At 74.3% G+C, this 4,037-nt stretch carries 1 protein-coding gene; it reads right to left on the reverse strand.

What is annotated here, in order from left to right; all coding sequences use genetic code 11:
• Window positions 1-4,037, reverse strand: a 4,037-nt coding sequence (locus ACFZCP_RS45745) for an SDR family NAD(P)-dependent oxidoreductase (protein WP_391443191.1), incomplete at both ends; no start/stop codon positions are given.

Raw genomic sequence — 4,037 nt, forward strand, 5'->3', positions numbered from 1 at the left:
GCACCCTCCGCCCCGGCGAGAACATCGCTCAGGGACCACTCCACGTACGGGGCGAGCGCCTTCTCACACTCCGCCAGGCGCGCCGCGAACACCGGACTCACCCGGACCAGTTCCTGACCCATCCCGACCCACTGCGAACCCTGACCGGCGAACGCGAACACCACCCGCCCACCCGGCCGCGCCACTCCCGACACCGCCGTGCCCGCGGGTACCCCGGTGGTCAGGCTCTCCAGGCCGCCCACCAGCTCACCGCGGTCACCACCGACCACGACCGCCCGGTGCTCGAACGCCGAGCGCGTCGCCGCCAACGACCAGGCCAGGTCGGCCGGTTCCAGCTCCGGGCGGGTTGTGACCCACTCCCGCAACCGCTCCGCCTGTCCCGTCAGGCCGGCGGCGGACCGGCCCGACACCAGCCAGGCGCTCACACCGTCGGTCTCGACCACCGCGGGGGTGTCGGCCTGAGGGGGCGCGCCCTCGTCGGTGGCGTCGCCCCGGCCGTCGGTCTCCGGCGCGTGGGCCCCGGCGGCGGGAGCCTCCTCCAGGATGATGTGCGCGTTGGTGCCGCTCAGGCCGAACGAGGACACGCCGGCCCGCCGCGGGTGGCCGTTGGAGGGCCACGGCGTCGGTTCCGTCAGCAGCCTGACGTCGCCGGCCGACCAGTCCACGTGCGGCGACGGCTCGTCCACGTGCAGCGTCTTCGGCAGCCGCTCGTTCTTCAGGGCGAGCACCATCTTGATGACGCCCGCCACACCGGCGGCTGCCTGGGTGTGTCCGATGTTGGACTTCACCGAGCCGAGCAGCAGCGGCCGGTCCTCCGGCCGGCCTTGGCCGTACGTCGCGAGCAGCGCCTGCGCCTCGATCGGGTCACCGAGCTTCGTGCCGGTGCCGTGCGCCTCGACGACGTCGACGTCGGCCGTGCCCACCCCGGCGTTCGTCAGTGCGGCACGGATGACCCGCTGCTGCGAGGGGCCGTTGGGTGCGGTCAGGCCGTTGGACGCGCCGTCCTGGTTGATCGCGGAGCCGCGGACCACCGCGAGCACGTTGTGACCGTTGCGGACCGCGTCGGACAGCCGCTCCACGACGACCATGCCCGCGCCCTCGGCGAAGCCCATCCCGTCGGCCTGCGCGGAGAACGCCTTGCAGCGTCCGTCCATCGCCAGGCCGCTCTGCTCGCTGAAGCCGACGAAGCCGTCGGGGGTCACGAGGATCGTGATGCCGCCGGCCAGGGCCATCGAGCATTCGCCGGAGCGCAGGGCCTGGGCAGCCAGGTGCAGGGCGACCAGGGACGACGAGCACGCCGTGTCCACGGTGACCGCGGGACCCTCCAGGCCGAGTGCGTAGGACACGCGGCCGGACAGCACGCTCGTGGCGTTGCCGGTGATGAGGTGGGCCGCGCCCTCGACGTCCACGCCGTAGCCGTAGCCGGACGCGTATCCGCCGGCGAACACGCCGGTCGTGCTGCCGCGCAGCGACTCCGGGTCGATGCCGGACCGCTCCAGCGCCTCCCAGGACACCTCCAGCAGCAGCCGCTGCTGCGGGTCCATGGCCAGCGCCTCACGCGGGCTGATCCCGAAGAAGCCGGCGTCGAAGCCGCTCATGTCCTGGATGAATCCGCCGGCCTGGACGTACGAGGTGTATCCCTCGCCGGAGGGGTCGCTGAGGGCCGCGAGGTCCCAGTCCCGGTCGTCCGGGAAGCCGGAGATCGCGTCCCCGCCGGAGGTCAGCAGTGCCCACAGTCCGTCCGGGTCGGCGACGCCGCCGGGGTAGCGGCAGCTCATGCCGACGATCGCGATCGGCTCGTCGGCCACGGACGGCGCCGAGGCCGTCGTCGGCGTCGCGGTGTCGTCCGGCAGCGCGCCGAGCAGTTCGGTCTGGAGGTAGTCGCTCAGGGCGGACGGGCTGGGGTAGTCGAACAGCAGGGTCGCGGGCAGCCGCAGGTCCGTGGCGGAGCTGAGCTCGTTGCGCAGTTCCACCGCGGTCAGGGAGTCGAAGCCCAGTTCGCTGAAGGCACGGCCGGCCTCGACCTGCTCGGGCGACGCGTACCCCAGTACCTGGGCGGCCTTGGCCTGGACGAGTTCGGTCAGCACGCGCTGCTGTTCGGCCCGGCCCGTTCCGGCCAGCCGGCGCGCCAGATCCCCTTCGGCCGGAGCCACGGAGACGTCCGCCAGGAGCGCGGCCAGCTGGTGGATCTCCGGCAGGTCCCGCATGAGGGGCACCTGGAGCAGGCCGGCCGCGGCCTGCGGCTGCGCCAGGACGATGGACCAGTCGATGTTCGTCACCGTCAGCACCGTGTCGGTGCCGTCGAGCGCCTCGGCCAGGGCCCGGACCGCAAGGTCCGGATCCATCATGCCTTCCCACTGGTTGCGGGCCAGCCGCTGCCGCGCCGCCTCGTTGCCCTCGGCCACACCGCCGCCCGACCAGGGGCCCCAGGCCACGGCGAGCGCGGCCAGTCCGCGGCTGCGCCGGTTCTCGGCGAGGGCGTCCAGGTAGGTGTTGGCCGCCGCGTAGTTGGCCTGGCCCGGACCGCCCGTGGTGGCCACCACGGAGGAGAACAGCACGAAGGCGTCCAGGTCCAGGTCCGCGGTGAGTTCGTCCAGGTGGGCGGCGCTCGCGGCCTTGGGGGCCAGGACCGTCTCCAGTCGTGTCGGCGAGAGGTGGTCGATCACGCCGTCGTCCAGTACGCCCGCGGTGTGGACCACCGCGGACAGCGCAGGACCGCTCTGCCCGATCCAGTCGATCAGCGCGGCGAGCTCGGACCGGTCACCGACGTCGCAGGTCACCACGTCCACGCGGGCGCCGTGCGCGGCAAGTTCGGCGGCCTGCGCCGCGACGCCCGGTGCGCCGGGGCCGGAGCGGCTGGTCAGCACCAGCCGTGCCGCGCCGCGTCCGGCCAGCCAGCGCGCCACGTGCCCGGCGAGCGCCCCGGTGCCACCGGTGATCAGGGCGCTGGTGTGCTCGGGCCGCCACTTCCCGTTCGCCGAAGGCTGCGGGGCCCGGTTCAGCCGGCGGCCCATGATCCCGGCGGGCCTGAGGACGACCGCGTTCTCGTCGCAGCCTGCCAGCACGGCCACCAGCTGCGCGCCGGTCCGTTCGTCCAGTACGGCGGGCAGGTCGATCAGCCCGCCCCAGCGGTCGGGGTACTCCAGGGGGACGACGCGGCCGAAGCCCCAGATCTGTGCCTGCGCCGGGTTGGTCAGCACCTCGCCCGGCGTGGCGGCGACGGCGCCGCGGGTGAGGATCCACAGCGGTGCGCCGAGCTGGGCGTCGCCCAGGCCCTGCACCAGAGCCAGCGTCGCGGCCAGGCCCCCGGTCACCGCCGGGTGGTCCGGCAGCGGCGTCTCGTCCAGTGCCAGCAGCGACAGCACACCGGACACCTCGGCAGGTTCCGTACCGGCGTGGTGCAGCGCCCGGCCGAGCAGCTCGGCGATGTCGGCGCGGTCCACGGTCCCGGCCGGTACCTCTGCGACGACGGCCTCGGCGCCGCGCGAGGTCAGCGCCATCAGGCAGCCCTGCGCCACTTCGTCCGCGGCCGCGCCGGCGGGGGCCACGACCAGCCATTGTCCGGACAGCCGGGCGGCGCCGGGCTCGTCGATCGGCGCCCAGCCCACGCGGTAGCGCAGGCCCGCCGTCGCCGACCGGTCCTGCTCGCGGCGCCGCCAGGACGCCAGCGCCGGCAGCACCTCGCTGAGCTGCTTCTGGTCCTCGATGGCCAGCGTGTCCGCGATCCGGGCCAGGTCACCGCCCTCGACGGCCGCCCAGAACTGCGCCTCCGCCGCCGTGCCGGCCCCGTCGCCGCCGAGCGCGGTCACGGTCGCGGCTGCGGCCTGCAGCCAGTACCGCTGGTGCTGGAAGGCGTAGGTGGGCAGGTCGACCCGGTCGGCGGCGGGCAGCACCGTCGTCCAGTCCACCCCCAGCCCGCCGACGTACGCCTGCGCCAGCGAAGTGAGCAACCGCCCGGCACCACCGTTGTCCCGCTCCAGCGTGCCCACCGCCAGCACATCAGCAACACCCGCGTCCTCGGCAGTCTCCAGCACCGC

The sequence above is a fragment of the Streptomyces sp. NPDC007971 genome, from assembly GCF_042958635.1.
GTDB lineage: Bacteria > Actinomycetota > Actinomycetes > Streptomycetales > Streptomycetaceae > Streptomyces.